Annotated in this window: 12 protein-coding genes; 3 read left to right on the top strand and 9 right to left on the bottom strand. The window is 55.3% G+C overall.

Going from position 1 to position 14016, the window contains the following annotated elements; all coding sequences use genetic code 11:
• Positions 1–36 precede the first annotated feature (36 nt).
• Together ACZ5FM_RS19700 and kdgD are read left to right on the top strand one after the other, a co-directional pair.
• On the top strand, positions 37–1242 hold the full coding sequence (locus ACZ5FM_RS19700) for a pyridoxal phosphate-dependent aminotransferase (RefSeq protein WP_464041018.1): 1206 nt from the start codon (positions 37–39) through the stop codon (positions 1240–1242).
• A gap of 74 nt (positions 1243–1316) precedes the next feature.
• Positions 1317–2222: a 5-dehydro-4-deoxyglucarate dehydratase gene (gene kdgD / locus ACZ5FM_RS19705; RefSeq protein ID WP_464041019.1), complete on the top strand. Its 906-nt coding sequence runs from the start codon at positions 1317–1319 to the stop codon at positions 2220–2222.
• A gap of 56 nt (positions 2223–2278) precedes the next feature.
• On the opposite strand, the gene ACZ5FM_RS19710 is transcribed toward kdgD, so the two are convergent.
• The 8 genes from ACZ5FM_RS19710 to ACZ5FM_RS19745 form a co-directional block, all read right to left on the bottom strand.
• Entirely contained in the window at positions 2279–3721 is a 1443-nt protein-coding gene (locus ACZ5FM_RS19710) for a M20 family metallopeptidase (RefSeq protein WP_192489662.1), read from the bottom strand.
• Positions 3722–3856: 135 nt separating this feature from the next.
• Positions 3857–5401, bottom strand: coding sequence for an ABC transporter substrate-binding protein (locus tag ACZ5FM_RS19715; RefSeq protein WP_259148848.1), 1545 nt, complete (start codon positions 5399–5401; stop codon positions 3857–3859).
• A 25-nt stretch (positions 5402–5426) separates the two neighbouring features.
• Positions 5427–6290: a serine hydrolase gene (locus tag ACZ5FM_RS19720; RefSeq protein WP_312949551.1), complete on the bottom strand. Its 864-nt coding sequence runs from the start codon at positions 6288–6290 to the stop codon at positions 5427–5429.
• A gap of 1 nt (position 6291) precedes the next feature.
• Positions 6292–7920, bottom strand: coding sequence for an ABC transporter ATP-binding protein (locus ACZ5FM_RS19725; RefSeq protein ID WP_464041020.1), 1629 nt, complete (start codon positions 7918–7920; stop codon positions 6292–6294).
• Entirely contained in the window at positions 7917–8735 is an 819-nt protein-coding gene (locus tag ACZ5FM_RS19730) for an ABC transporter permease (RefSeq protein ID WP_312949546.1), read from the bottom strand. The genes ACZ5FM_RS19725 and ACZ5FM_RS19730 overlap by 4 nt, the downstream gene beginning before the upstream one ends.
• Positions 8732–9676, bottom strand: coding sequence for an ABC transporter permease (locus ACZ5FM_RS19735; RefSeq protein ID WP_192489657.1), 945 nt, complete (start codon positions 9674–9676; stop codon positions 8732–8734). Before ACZ5FM_RS19735 ends, ACZ5FM_RS19730 begins: the two co-directional genes overlap by 4 nt.
• Before the next feature lie 175 nt (positions 9677–9851).
• Complete coding sequence (locus ACZ5FM_RS19740; protein WP_192489916.1) at positions 9852–10751, bottom strand: LysR family transcriptional regulator; 900 nt, start codon at positions 10749–10751, stop codon at positions 9852–9854.
• A 35-nt stretch (positions 10752–10786) separates the two neighbouring features.
• Complete coding sequence (locus tag ACZ5FM_RS19745) at positions 10787–11692, bottom strand: LysR family transcriptional regulator (protein WP_464041021.1); 906 nt, start codon at positions 11690–11692, stop codon at positions 10787–10789.
• 110 nt (positions 11693–11802) lie between these two features.
• Between ACZ5FM_RS19745 and ACZ5FM_RS19750 the strand changes: the two genes are divergently transcribed.
• Entirely contained in the window at positions 11803–13167 is a 1365-nt protein-coding gene (locus tag ACZ5FM_RS19750) for an MmgE/PrpD family protein (RefSeq protein ID WP_464041022.1), read from the top strand.
• Positions 13168–13195: 28 nt separating this feature from the next.
• On the opposite strand, the gene ACZ5FM_RS19755 is transcribed toward ACZ5FM_RS19750, so the two are convergent.
• Positions 13196–14005 (bottom strand): DeoR/GlpR family DNA-binding transcription regulator, encoded by an 810-nt coding sequence (locus ACZ5FM_RS19755; RefSeq protein WP_192489654.1) that lies wholly within the window; start codon positions 14003–14005, stop codon positions 13196–13198.
• Positions 14006–14016 lie beyond the last annotated feature (11 nt).

Below are 14016 nucleotides of genomic sequence, written 5' to 3' on the forward strand. Positions count from 1 at the left end.
GTTTCTGGCTCAAAGATAAGGTCAAGGAAGTCGGAAATGAGTTTCGAAAACGGGCGCGCAGCAAGCATCAAATCATCCCCAAGCATGGCCATTGCCATGGCGGCAAAAAAGCTGGCGGCGGAAGGTCGCGACATCATTGATCTCTCATTGGGAGAGCCGGATTTTGAACCGCCGGAGCATGTCACCAAAGCGGCTGTCGCAGCTGTTTTGAAAGGTGGCATACGCTATGGCGCGCCAGCTGGCATGGAAAGCCTGCGCGAGGCGATTGTACAAAAATTCAAGACCGAGAACGGGCTGGATTACACCGCCGACGAGGTGATGATTGCCAATGGTGCAAAACAGATCCTGTTCGACGCATTCCTGGCGACACTGGAACCGGGTGACGAAGTCATTATTCCAACACCCTGCTGGGTGTCTTACGGCGATATCGTTGCCCTGCATGGCGGCAAGCCGGTTTACGTCAACTGCGGCCCTGAAGATGGTTTCAAGATTTCGGTCGGTAAGCTGAAAGCTGCCATCACGCCAAAAACCCGCTGGCTGATGTTGAATTCTCCTTCCAATCCGACCGGAGCAATCTATTCCGCCGCTGAATACCAGTTGCTCGCAGAGGTGCTTATCCGCCACCCTGATATTCTCGTGGTCTCAGACGAGATTTACGAACATGTTCTTCTGCACGACAAACCCTTCGTCTCGTTTGTCAGTGCCTGTCCGCAATTGCGTGATCGCACTTTGGTCGTCAATGGTGTGTCAAAGGCATATGCCATGACCGGTTGGCGGCTTGGATATGCGGCAGGGCCAAAGTCGTTGATCTCGGCGCTCAACAAGATGCAGTCGCAAAGCGTGTCCTGCGTTTCGTCAATTGCACAAGAGGCTGCGCTTGCAGCCCTGACTGGCAATCAGACCTTTGTAACTGATGGGGCACAGATTTTTGCCAGCCGTGCCCGTCTCATGGCGGAACGTCTGGCGAAGATCGATGGCATCGACTTCATTCCTCCCGATGGCGCATTTTACGCATTTATCGGAGTGCAAAGCCTGTTGGGTCGCAAGACGAGCGGCGGGGATGTCATTGCTGACGATACGGACTTTGCCGCCTGTCTGCTGCAGCAGTTTGGCCTTTCCAGCGTTCCCGGTGCTGCATTCGGTGCGCCTGGTTTTATTCGCCTCTCGATCGCCGCATCCAATCAGGAATTGGAAAGTGCCTGTGATCGTTTGGCTCAAATGGTCGGCTCTCTAAAGGCCTGAACCATCATTCCACCGATTCACGAGTAAACAGAGGTGACGGTCAACCGCACCTCGACAACAGGAGGGTTACATCCATGAAGACCGAAGATCTGAAACATGTTTTGGGGGCGGGACTGTTGTCCTTCCCGGTTACGCATTTCGATGGCGATGGCAAGTTCAATGCAAAAAGCTACGCCGAGCACGTCAACTGGTTGTCCGGTTTCGAGGCGGCGACCTTGTTTGCGGCCGGCGGTACAGGCGAGTTCTTTTCGCTGACGCCGGAGGAAATCCCGGAGATTGTTCGAGTCGCAAAGGAAGCGGCCGGCACAACACCAATCGTTTCGGGCTGCGGTTACGGCACTGAAATCGCCATTTCCATAGCCAAGTCAGTGGAAAAGGTTGGCGCCGACGGCATTCTGCTTTTGCCTCATTATCTCATCGACGCGCCGCAAGAAGGTCTCTACCAGCACATCAAGGCAGTATGCCAGTCAACCGGCATGGGTGTGATGGTTTACAACCGAGACAACTCGGTTCTTCAGGCGGATACGCTGGCACGGCTTTGCGATGCATGCCCGAACTTGGTCGGTTTCAAGGATGGGACGGGCGACATTGGCCTAGTGCGCCAGATCACCGCGAAGATGGGTGACCGCCTGACCTATCTCGGGGGTATGCCGACAGCGGAGCTTTTTGCGGAGGCCTATCTGGCTGCAGGCTTTACCACCTATTCGTCGGCGGTTTTCAACTTCGTTCCGGCTCTCGCAGTGGAGTTCTACAAGGCACTGCGGGCAGGTGAACGGGCCACGTGCGAAAAGATCCTTATCGACTTCTTCTATCCGTTCATGGCGATCCGTAACCGCGCCAAGGGGTATGCCGTTTCAGCCGTCAAGGCAGGCGTGCGATTGCAGGGCTTTGATGCAGGCCCGGTCCGGTCTCCATTGCAGGATCTGACAAAGGAAGAGATGGGCATGATGGAAGCGCTGATCGGCAAGTACAAGCGCTGAACGAACTGTCATGGTTGCCCTTACTGCGGGCAACCATGACGCATGGATAGGCTGCCTCAGTCGATGGCAGGATGGACATCCGGCGGGATCGGGCAGACGTAGGGCTGCCCGTCCATTTTTTCTTCCCATTCAGCCTTTGCTCTGGCCAGTAATTCCGGCGAAACAAGAAGATCAAGTCCGGTTGCGGCCATCGCTCTGGCGGCATGGATCATCGCCTTGTGTGCACCAGGACTGCGCCCTTGCGCCACGACCTGCCATGTGTGCGGATTTGTGCCGATTGCCCAGGCCGGTGCCCAGCATTGCGCGGTTGGTGTGACACGGCTGACATCGCCCACGTCGGTTGACCCTGCGCGGAAGTGCGACTGCCCCTCAAACGACCGAAGTCCGAGATGCAAAGGTTGTGTGCCATCCACCTTGTGATTGAGGAAAACGTCCTCCTTGATCTGATAAAGCCGAATGCTGCTCTTGATTGCCTCATCTGAGAAAGTGGCTTGAATCTTCTGCGCAAAGGCAACATCCGCGTCATCGAATGGAACCGGTCCGAGAGCGGTCAGATTGTCATGGATTGCGTGTTCAAGAGTCAGATTTGGCAGGAGATTTGTTGAGGCTGAATCGAAGACGATCTCGACTTCGGTTTCCGTCATCATGGCAGCGCCTCTTGCCACCTTGTTGACCCGCTCGGCAAGGGCAAGTGCTTGCGACATTTCAGGCGCACGAACGAGATAAAGCACTTCGGCACGGGCCTGTACGACATTGGCCGCTTTGCCGCCGGTATCGGTAATCGCGTAATGGACGCGGCAATCCTGTGGCATGTGTTCGCGCAGGAAGTTGACGCCGACATTCATCAGTTCCACCGCATCAAGTGCTGAACGACCAAGATGGGCGGCATTGGAGGCGTGGGCTGCAACGCCTTTAAAACGATAATAATATTCGAGAACGGCGAGATTGTTCGTCGACCGCACGCCGTTGAACGGTGCTGGATGCCAGGTCAGGGCGGCATCTACATCGTCAAACAGACCGGCCCGCGCCATGAAGGTCTTGCCGGATCCGCCTTCTTCGCCAGGGCAACCGTAATAGCGCACCGTTCCAGGAATGTTGTTTTCCGCCAGGTGTTTTGCAAGGGAAATGGCCGCAAGCAGTGAGCCACTGCCCAGCAGATTGTGACCGCATCCATGGCCGGTTGCGCCTGTCTCCATGACCTTTTGTTCGTCAACACCCGCGACCTGGCTCATATCTGCCAGCGCATCATATTCGCCGAGGAATGCGATGACCGGTTTGCCACTGCCATATTCGCCAATGAATGCAGTTTCCATACCGGCAACACCTGTGGTGACCGAGAAATCATGCTTTTTCAGCATATCGATCAATAGCCCGGCTGAGCGGTGTTCATGGAATTTCAGTTCTGCAAAATCCCAGATGCTGTCACTGAGGGCCGTAAACCCGGATGAAAGGCCATCAATATTGGCGTTCAACGCGGCAAGTGAAGCGGTATCAGGCATGTCGTATCCTCAGGGCAGGGGTGGAATTTCAGGCAAAAGAAGTCTGGATGGCGGACTAACGCCCGCCATTGCATCTGTTTTTGTGGTTGAATTGTTCAGGACGTCAGGTCATGGCTGACGTCCTGAAGGTGCGGATCAATCTGCGATCGATACTTCCCAAAGGCGGGCATTCGACTGCCACACTGGCTCACCGCGGAGCTTGGCGGTTGCGCCCCAGACGTCGATCATATCGTAGAGGAAAATGCCGGGCATTTCAGCCAGCATCAGCTCATGGAATTCATCGAAAATCGCCTGGCGCTTGGTCTGGTCGGTTTCGACATAGGCGGCGTTCATCAGTTCGATGGCCTTTGGATTGTCCCACATCAGCGATGCGTTCTTGTCCTTGTCACCGACATAGAAGCTGTACATCAGTGCTGGGTCGAGACGTGGCGCTACCGACTGCGAAATAACCTGATAATTGCCGGAACGACGGCGATCCACCTGTGTTGCATAATCGAGAACTTCGATCTGAACGTTAAGACCTGCCGCCTGCATCATGGCCTGCGCCATCACAGCGGCGGGGAAGCTTGGCACGTTACCGCGCTTGTTGGCGATGATGTTGATCTGCTCGCCCTTGTAACCGGCTTCTGCCAGTTCTTTCTTCACGGCTTCCAGATCGTAGGCGGGACGTTTTTTCTGAACGTCGCTGTAGTAGATGGAGTCTTCGGCAACCATGGAACCGTTGGCATGGCCGGTTTCATTCGAAGCCGCCATAACGAGCTGGTCGAGATCAAGCGCCATGGCCATGGCACGGCGAACGCCTGGCTTGCTCAAAACCGGGTCACGGGTCTGGATGTAGAACAGGTTCTTGCCGTTGTTCGGCGAAACGATCAGCTGGGTCTTGTCGTTCGACTTGAATTCGGGGATCAGGTCCGGCGAGATTTCGGCAGTGTCCAGAACGCCAGACTGCAGGCCAGCCTTGACCGTGGATGCATCAGGAATGACCATGAACTTGATGCCGTCAGCCAGCGGGCGCTTAGAGCCCACCATGCCATCTGCCTTGCCATCATTTTCCGGTGAGACATAATCATCGAACTTGGCGAGGCGGATATATTCGCCCTTCTTCCACTCGTTCCACTTGAAGGGACCGGTGCCGATTGGCTCCTTGAAGGTGCCATCAGCAGCAACAGAGTCGGGCGAGATCATGCCGGTGTAACCGCATTCAGGGCGCGACATCAGACCGAGGAAGACCGCCGAAGGCTTTTCAAGGGTCATGGTAACGGTGTTGGCGTCCACAGCCTTGATGCCGGTAACGTGGACGATGCGGCTACCGTCAAAATCACCAACGCAGGTCCATTTGGTGGCCGGGTCCATATAGCGGTTCCAGTTCCACACCACGTCTTCAGCGGTCAGCGTCTTGCCATTGTGGAACTTCACGCCGTCGCGAAGAGTAAACGTATAGGTCAGGCCGTCATCGGAGGTTTCGAAGCTCTTGGCGAGAAGTGGCTTGACTTCACCATTGTTGGCGTAGCCGACAAGGCCTTCAACGATGTGCAGGATAACGCCATCGGTATTGCCGTCGCGATTGACGCCGGGATTGTTGCTGCGCAAATCCGAGCTTTGCGCCACGACGATGTCGCGGGCGACAGCCATATTGGCCATGGTGAGCAGGACTGTACCTGCAAGCAGTATCTTTTTCATGTTCTACCCTCTTTTGTGATTGAGTTTATTGCTGGAATTGGTCCCAGCAGACGCGTGAAAGTCTGCCGATCGTTTCTAGTGATACGGTGTAGCCCGGCGTTCCGTCGGCCATGGCCTGTGGCACCTGATCGGTGAAGGCGGCGATGATGTAGAAAGGCGCGCCATCGCGGTAAACAATGCCGGCATTCATGCGACCGCGCTTGCCCGTTCCGCCCTTGTGAGCGACCAAGGTGCCGAATGGCAGGCGTGATGGAATGGCGTAACGCAGGATCTGATTTTTGAGCGTTTGCAGTGCGTAGGCACACAGCTCCATGGATGAGCCGAGCAGTTCGGCAGCTTCCGGTGACGTCTGCGCATCAAGAATTGTCTGCAACAGAAACACCTGATCGCGTGCCGTGGTTGTCGTCACCGAACCCAAAGTGTGATCCGGCGACAGGGCCAATGGCGGAATGAGGAAACGGTGATGCGTTCCGCTCATGCCGATGGACTTGCAGTAGCTGTCCACTTCGGAAAGCTGAAGCCGTTCGAACACCATCTTGGTGCAGACATTGTCACTCAGCACCATCATGCCGGTAATAGCATCACGCAGCGAGATGACGATGCCAGGCGTCAGGTAGCGAAACATGCCGCTGGCGACTTCCTCGGAAAAACGTTGCTCGTAGACAATCTGTTCGTCCAGATCCAAACGTCCCTCATGCACGGCTTTGAGGGCTGCCATCATGATGGATGTCTTGCGGGTGCTGGCAGACGGTGTTTCTTCATCTTCACCGCGACCGATGGTTTCACCGGTCAGAAGATTGCGCACCATGAAACGGGTGGTGAAAGGCTGCGCGTTGCAAATTTCCTCAAGCGCGGTTGCCGCAGTAGCGGTGTTTACACTCATGTCCATTTTATGCCTCCAGTCGCCATTTCAGTTGCACTCCACCATTTTCGTTGAGGTCGAGAGCAGGAATTGCCTGAAGGAGACGCCGTGTGTAGGCCTCCTTCGGGTTGTCGAAGATGGTGTCACGATCACCTTGCTCGATGATGCGTCCGTCCTGCATGACGATGACGCGGTCAGCCACCTGCTCGACCACGCCGAGGTCGTGACTGATGAACAGGCACGAAAACCCGTAACGTTTCTGCAGATTTGAGAAGAGGTCGAGAACCTGCGCCCGGACGGTTACGTCAAGTGCTGAAACCGGTTCGTCGGCGATCAGGAATTTGGGACGGCGCGCGATTGCGCGGGCTATGGCAACGCGTTGACGCTGGCCGCCGGACAGTTCGTGCGGATAACGGCTGGCATAGCTGCTGTTCAGACCGACTTCTTCCAGCGTCTCATAAGCACGCTTCTTTTTTCCTGCCTTGTCGATATCAGGCACCAGACGCAGTGCTTCTTCGACCAATGCAAGAATGGTCATGCGTGGATCGAGAGACGAGTAGGGGTCCTGAAAAACCATCTGGCAGTTCAGGCGGTAGTCGTTCCAATCAGCATCGCGGCTGCGGCCACCAAACAGGATCTGGCCACTGCTTTCCTTGACAAGTCCGGCAATGGTGCGGCCAAGCGTTGTCTTGCCGGAGCCTGAGCCACCGACCAGTGCCACAACCTCTCCCTCATGAATGTCAACGCTGACACCATGCAGTGCGCGTTTTGGTGCTGCCTTTTTCAGGAAACCCTTGCGGCCGGGATAATCGACGATGATGTCGCGGGCGCTAACCATCGGCTTGGCGTCAGCCGCCAGTACGCGTGCTTCACTGCGAAACGGCAGGGAGGACAGCAGCTTTTTTGTGTAGGGATGTTGCGGCTTCTGCAGAATATCTTCCGTCGTGCCTTGCTCGACGATGACACCTTTTTCCATCACCACGAGACGGCTGGTATAACGGGCGACCATCGGTAAGTCGTGGCTGATGAGCAGAACGGCCGTGCCTTCGGCGCGGGTCAGTTCCACCATCAATTCCATGACGTCACGTTGGATCACTGCATCAAGCGCAGTGGTCGGTTCATCGGCAATCAACAGGGCAGGCTTCAGAAGCATGACCGATGCCAGCATGATCCGCTGGCGCATGCCGCCTGAAAATTCGTGGGGCCAGGATGTCAGCGCACCTTCAGGGTCACGGATGCCGACACGTAGCAACATGTCGAGAATACGTTTGCGGCGTTCTTCCGGTGACAGCGTCGTGTGAAGGACAAGACCTTCCTCAAGCTGTTTACCAATGGTCATCGATGGATTGAGCGATGTCATCGGTTCCTGAAACACCACGCCGATTTCCGCACCGCGCATGGCGCGCAAGTCGCGGCTGGTCATAGTTAGGGTATCACGACCCTTATACATGATCGTGCCACCCGTTCCCTTGATGACAGGCGGCAGAAGCGAAATCAGGGCACGGGTGGCAAGTGTCTTGCCGGAGCCGCTTTCGCCAACGATGCCGAAGATCTCGCCGGGTTTGATGTCGAAACTGACATTCTTCACCACTTCGATGCCGGTGTGGGAGACCTGAAGCGACAGGTCGCGAACGCTGATGAGATTTTGTTCTGTCATTTCAGGCCCCTCATACGTGGGTCGAGTTTGTCGCGCAGCGCATCGCCCAGGAGGTTGATTCCAAGAAGGGTGAGTGCAATGCAAAGGCCAGGGAAAAGACCGAGCCACACGGCTTGCTCAATGAAGGGGCGGCCAGCGGCCAGCATATTGCCCCAGGTTGGTGCGGGTGGTGGTACCCCAAGACCAAGGAAGCTGAGCGCACTTTCCGACAGAATGGCCCAGCCGAACATTGAAGTTGCCAATACGGTGATTGGCGCAACGCAGTTGGGCAGGATGTGGCGGAACATCGTGAAGAGTTCACTGTTGCCCATTACGCGCGACGCCTCGATAAATTCACGCTCGCGGAGCGACAGCACGGCGCCACGGACAACGCGGGCCATGGAGGGTGTGTAGGCAATACCAAGCGCAAAGATGATGCCGTACTCGTTGGCACCAAACACGGCGAGAAGACCAAGCGCCAGCAGAATGCCGGGAAAGGCCAGCAGTGCATTATTGACGGCCATGATGACGCCATCCACCCAGCCACGGGCATAACCGCTGATTAGGCCGATGAGCGAACCAAAAAACACGGCGAAACTGACCGTCAGAAAGCCGATCCAGACGCTGGCGCGTGCGCCGACAATGATGCGGCTCAGCACGTCACGGCCAAATTCGTCGGTACCAAGCCAATGTTCTGCACCGGGTGCCGCCAAACGGGCGGTGAAACTCAGTTTCATCGGATCGTAAGGTGTCCAGAACAGACCTGTCAGAGCTGCGAGCAGCAGGACGGTGATGAGCGTTCCGCCAATAGCGGCATTGAATGTAAACTTTTTCATTCGGCCACCACGCGCGGATCGAACAGAGGATAGAGCAGGTCAACGATAAGATTGACCACGACGTAGGAGAGGGCGACGAACAAAAGGCAGCCTTGAATAACCGGGTAATCACGTTGGAAAATGCTATCGACCATCAGACGGCCAAGGCCAGGAATGGTGAATACAGTTTCGATGACCGCGATACCGCCGAGCAAATTGCCGAGGATCAGGCCGATCATCGTCCAGGTAGGGCCGAATGCGTTCTTGAACGCGTGTTTCCACAAAACGGCACTTTCGGACAGTCCCTTGGCTCTGGCGTGGGTGATGTAATCAAGCCGCAAAACTTCCAGAGTTGATGCGCGCGCCATGCGGATCAGAACACCTGCCTCATGGATGACAAGCGTCATGATGGGCAGCACGATGTAAAGCAGGCCAGCCGTGAAGTTTTCAGACATCGAGACGTAACCGAGCACCGGCAACCAGCCGAGCTTGAGGCCGAAAAACAACAGCAGCAGCAGACCGAGCCAGAATGTCGGGATGGAAAGCAACACCGTTGCTGTGCCAACCAAAGCAAGGTCAGTAATGCTGTTTTGTTTCCAGGCAGCGATCACGCCGGCGGGAACTGCAATCAGACTGGCAAGCGCGACTGCAATCAGCACGATTTCCGCACTGATGATGAAGCGTGAAACAACAAGTTCCAAGACCGGTTCGTCGTTGACGATGGACTTTCCGAAGTCGCCAGCTAGAACATTCTGTCCCCAGATGAGGAACTGTTCCGGCATGGACTTGTCCAAGCCCAACTCGGTACGCATTTCGGCGATCTGCTCTGGCTGAGCCATGTCGCCCAGCATCAATGCTGCCGGATCGCCGGGAATAAAACGGATCAATGCAAACACGGTGATCGATACGATCAGCACGGTCGGCAACGCCATGAATAGGCGATTTAAGATAAATCGAAGCATATGTTCCCCTGAACTGGACATGCCGTTTTTTAGGCGGCTATCCATTGTTCCAATTTTTACGGACTATGAGCGATATGGAAAAATTGCGCAATATTATGCATTTTTGTCATAGGTTTATGCATATTGTCGCAGTGATGCAGACAGGGTGAAAATCTGCATAAATGTTTGTAAACGCTTATTTTTGTGAGATATCTATCTGCTGTTTGAGTGTGTCCATCAATGCCTGTGTGGCAAGTGATGGTGGGACCCCAGCTGGTTTTGCCAAGCCAAACTCCTGTGTAGCAACAGGCACGAACTGGCGCTGAACAATCGGCAGGTGAGGGTAGAGATTCGCATAAAAACTGCTGACGATACCGACGCCGAGATTATGCGCGGCATAGGCACAAGCCGAGCTATTGCTGTGAGTTTCGATCCTGACATTCTGGCGCACGCCAGCGCGTTGGAACGTATTGTCGAGCATCACACGCTGGGGGCGTTGCCGTCCCAACATGATCAGCGGTTCACCACGCAAATCTTTCGGCCCGATCTCTTTCTTGGCCGCCAACGGGTGGTCCTTGTGCATGACGCAGACACTGACGCCACGTGCAACGGGCTCCATGGTGATACTTGTGGGTATTTCCCCCTCATATCTCAGGAAGCCGAAATCGATGACCCGCTGCTCGATCATACGGGTGATGGATGTGGTTGTTTCAAAAAAGGTTTCGATGCGCACATTGGGAAAGTTGCGCCCATATTCAGCGAGAACGGCGGGGGCAAAATTTTCCCACATGCTGCTGGGCAGGCCCATACGCACCAGATCAGGACCTGAAACGCCGGTGCGCAAGTCGTCTGCCAGTTCGGAAAATCGCTCAATACCGAGCAGCACATTTTCGGCATCTTTTGCAAGGATCAAGGCTTCGGGCGTGGGGATAAGCCGGCCCTTGTCGCGTGCAAAAAGCGTCAGAGACAGGTCCGATTCAAGCTGTTGCAACAACCTGCTGACGCCCGATTGGCTGAGGTTCATGCTTTTGGCCGTCGCAATTGTCGAGCCTGTTGCAAGCAGGGTTTTCAACACCTCCAGCTGCCGGAAATTGATCATCGGAGGCGTTCCTTCACGATTAAACCCAAGAGTTATATCCAATCTTCCAGACAGCGTAGAAAGGCAACCGCAACTTTGGAAAGTGGTATGCGCTCACTGCTGATGAGCGCATAATTGACTGTCAAAGCGGGTTCCAGTGGTACGAATGCCAAGGGCAGTTCGGAGTATTCCCTGGCGATGAGTTCACCCACAACAGCAATTCCCAGTCCTTCCGCCGCAAGTGCACAGGCACAGCCAACCGAATGCGCCTCGATGGCGGGGCGTTGTCTGAGGCCCTGATTGTAGAGGAGGGCTTCCAACTCATGGCGCACAGGTCGTGCGTTGTTGAGCAGGATCAGGTCGTTGCCCTTGAGGTCCGTGACTGTCAGCCCGTCGCGGCCGGAAAGCGGATGGTCATGGTGCAAGACGCAAATATTTCGCGATGGAAGCACGCGCTCATGTTTCAGGCCGACGGTGGATTCAGGCAAGCGGGTAAAGCCGATGTCGGCCTCATCATCTGCAATCATACGTTCGATGCTCAGGTAATTGCCTGACTTCACCTCGATACGTGCGGGTCCGTTCTCTCTAAGGAGGCGTTTGATCAGGCGGGGCACCAGTGTCACGGACAGACTGGCGGGAAAAGCCAGTCGCAACGGGATTTCCTGCGAACGTCCATGTTCCAGTTCCTGTGCCATGACCTTTAGAGACGTCAGTCGGTCAGAAATCGCCCGGATTTGGGGCCCTATTTGTAAGCCTTCTCGCGTGGGAGAAAGCCTGTTCTTGTCACGCTCAAACAGCCGGACGCCAAGATAAAGCTCAAGCTGCTGCAGCAATCTGCTGACATTTGATTGGGAAACGCCAAGCTCACTGGCGGCTGCAATGGTGGAGCCTGTTGCGGCAATGGCATCATAGGCATGGATGTGCCGGATGCTGATCGTGACGTCGCTATCCTCCGTCATTTCTTCTCCCGAAATTGAATAGAGCGACCCGTAAACCGCATAAGATTGTGCACCTTGGCCAAAACGCACATTTTCACGGACTAAGAAATCCGCTGAAAAGGCATTCGTCAATGACGACCGTAATTGAAAAAATCGCAACACAGCTTGCCACCCGTAAAAGCTTTTCGCCATTGGCGTTGCAACGAGCCACAGACGCTATTGTCGATACGATTGGCTGTATGTTGGCGGGTGCCAATGATGAGTCACCACGCGCCGTGATGCGCGCCTTTGTCGGTGATATCAGTGAGCGTGGTGGCTCGGCATTGGTCGACGGGTCAGAAGCATCGGCTTCAGTCGCCGCCCTGATCAATGGTACCGCCGCGCACTGCCTTGATTTTGATGATAATTTCCATCCTGCCCGTGCACATGCATCTGCGGTTCTGGTGCCAGCCCTGCTTTCCCTCGCAACCGCCGATTACGGGATAACTGGCAGGCGATTTGTTCATGCCTATCTGGCTGGCTTGGAGGCGCAGGCGGCGGTTGGTTTTGGTGTTATTCCCTCGCATTACAACAGGGGCTGGCACGGTACATCGACTGTTGGTGCAATCGGCGCAGCCGCTGGTGTCGCAGTTTTGGTGGGAATGGGCGGGGACCAGATTGCGCAGGCGATGAGTATTGCGACGAGTTCTGCCTGCGGGCCAAAGGGTCAGTTCGGAACACCCGCTAAACCGCTGCATGCGGGGCTGGCGGCACGCAACGCGGTTGAGGCGGCATTGCTTGCCAAGGCCGGTTTTGCAGGACGGCTTGATATTTTCGAGAGATCACAGGGTTTCAAAGATCTGTTCGGTGGCGATGCCGCAACCGGTTGGGATGCGCTTTCATTCGGTCACGACCACATCATCGAAACACGTGGGCTGGTGACCAAGCAGCACCCGTGCTGTGCTTCAACACACCGCGCTATCGACGCAGCGCGTGAGTTGCAGGATCAGCACGGATTTCGGGCGGAAGATATCAGGTCCATCAACACCAAGGTCGGCATTTCCGCGATGGATAATCTGACCTATCCCGACCCGCGCGATGAAATGCAGGCACGGTTTTCAATGCAATATTGCCTAGCGACCGCACTTGTTCACGGCAGGCTGTCTCTCGGTGATTTTACACCGTCTGCCATCTTTCGTACGGACATTCGCCAGTTGATGCCGCTGATATCCATGTCGGCTTACACCGCTGCCGAAGAGGTTGGCACGGAGCGGTTACCGCATCAGGTCGACATTCACTTGAATGACGGACGGCATCTCAAAATCGGGAGATTGCACGCCGATGGCTCAATTCAGAAGCCGCTCTGCAACGCTCAACGGCAGATGAAATTTGCAGATTGCCTGAGATGGGCTGGCCTGAATGCTCACAGTGATGCCTGGCAACAACTTATGGACATTGAAGATGCGACGTCATTTCGATCCCTATGGGCAGAGGTCAGCCACTCTCTGCGCAGATAGGTGTTGAGCGAAAGGGTAGATTTGCAGCTTACTTCGCGATCAGGACTTCGATGCCTCGTTTTTCAAACTCGCGGGCATCGCGGTCTGAAATGCCATCATCTGTAACGAAGGAATGGATCACGTCGAGAGAACCAAGGCGCGTGAACGACGATTTGTTGATCTTGGTCGAATCCGCCACGAGGTAAACATGGGCCGCCGCCTTGATCATCGCTTCCTTCAACTGAAGGTCGGCAAAGCTTGGATAGGTCAGCCCGGCATCCAGTGCCACACCGGCTGTGGCGAGAAACAGCTTGCCCGCAAAAATGTTGCGGAAATATTCGACTGACTTGTCACCCGAAAGCGAAAGCGTGGGGGATTTGAATTGCCCGCCCGGCATGTGCACCGCAAATGATGGCACAGCACCCAATATGATTGCGATGTTGAGGGCGTTGGTGATCAAGGTCAGATCACGGCGGTTGGTCAGGCGTGTTGCAATTTCTGTTGTTGTCGTGCCAGCATCAAGGATCAGCGTTTCGCCATCCTTGACAAGGCTTGCAGCAAGGGCGCCAATACGGCGCTTTTTGTCCATGTTTTCCTGATGGTACAGGGTCATGGTGCCAGTTTGTGGTGCGACCGTATTGAGATAGGCGCCACCATGCTCGCGCGTGATGAAACCTTCGTTTTCGAGCCTTTCAAGGTCCTGACGGATGGTTGCTTCTGATACGTGGAAGGCGGCCGCCAACTCTCTGACGCGGGCGGAGCCTTCTTCTTGAAGCCATTCAAGAATGCGGCGACGTCTTGGCTCGGATAAAAGCCCGATCATCGACTCCGAAGCATCTTGCTCGTCTTTCGCTTCCATTTGGACTTACC

The sequence above is a fragment of the Agrobacterium sp. 5Ca50 genome, from assembly GCF_055381905.1.